1 protein-coding gene and 1 pseudogene are annotated in these 981 nt (G+C 56.7%); one reads left to right on the forward strand and one right to left on the reverse strand.

Going from position 1 to position 981, the window contains the following annotated elements:
- Positions 1–394: 394 nt before the first annotated feature.
- A complete protein-coding gene (locus tag HU811_RS27020) occupies positions 395–754 on the forward strand; it encodes a DUF6124 family protein (protein ID WP_186659172.1) in 360 nt (119 codons plus the stop codon).
- A 41-nt stretch (positions 755–795) separates the two neighbouring features.
- Here the strand turns inward: HU811_RS27020 and HU811_RS27555 are convergent.
- Positions 796–981 (reverse strand): annotated as a pseudogene (locus tag HU811_RS27555) (hypothetical protein); the annotation flags it as partial.

Here is a 981-nt window from a genome sequence, read left to right on the forward strand (position 1 = left end):
CCACGGGTTCAATCCAATCCTTGAATCGGGGAATTTCCCCTACAACCTCTTGGGAAATCCCTCGATCCACGTCCTTCAAATGTGCGACACGAGGCTACGTCACCTTGCGCCTCAGCCTACGACTGCGCCAGAATTCGCCGGCTTGTTCACCTTGGATCCCATCGGTACTTTGGTTCTCGTCACTGCCCATCAGTGATCGGGTTTAGTAGCTCGGTATCCAAGATGTTCATTGCTCCATTCAGTCAGGTATTCCTGCACTCAATGGTGGCTGTGCGCAGGGCGCCTTCGGGTGCGCCGGTTTCTTGGATCCCCGGTCTACTAACCTGCGTACAGCTGCCACTCTCTTCGTTTAGTAGCGAATCGGTGGCGGCTCCAACTTAAGGATCTAAGAACCATGTTCAAGAACACTCCGAATCCCCCTAATCCCGACGATCACATCTCCCACAGCCAGTCTGCCAACGCCAAGAAACTCGACGAAGCCGCCACCCGAGCCTTGGACTATTACCTCAAGCCGAAAGCCGACAAAGAAACATCCGACTCACTCGACACCCTTTTCATCATCGCCCCTAACATCGACGCCGAATGCCTGCTCGCCAACCTCAGCGAAACCCTGGCCTCGGCCAATGCCATGGTCAGTGACCTGGCGTTCGACCTGGAGGGCTCGCGACGGCATATCGCGCTGGGGGTCCAGCAAATGATTGAGCTGGGGCAGTTGTTGGCGAATCGGGCGTTGGATGTGGTTGAGCCGAGGTAGGCGTTTTTGATCGTTCCCACGCTTTGCGTGGGAACGATCGATCAAGTGTCGTAATGCCGACCAATATTTTCATCGACTGTGATGCCGCGCTCCCACAGGGGAAACGCGGTTCCACCAAGAACCAGGCCGGCTATCAGGCCGCCTCGCGGTGGACGTTGATCTCGGCGCCCCATTAACCACGCTGGCTGAACGAAGGTATTGCGCAGTGGGCAACCCGGCATGGATGC

Origin of the sequence: Pseudomonas tehranensis (genome assembly GCF_014268615.1) — a bacterium.
GTDB lineage: Bacteria > Pseudomonadota > Gammaproteobacteria > Pseudomonadales > Pseudomonadaceae > Aquipseudomonas > Aquipseudomonas tehranensis.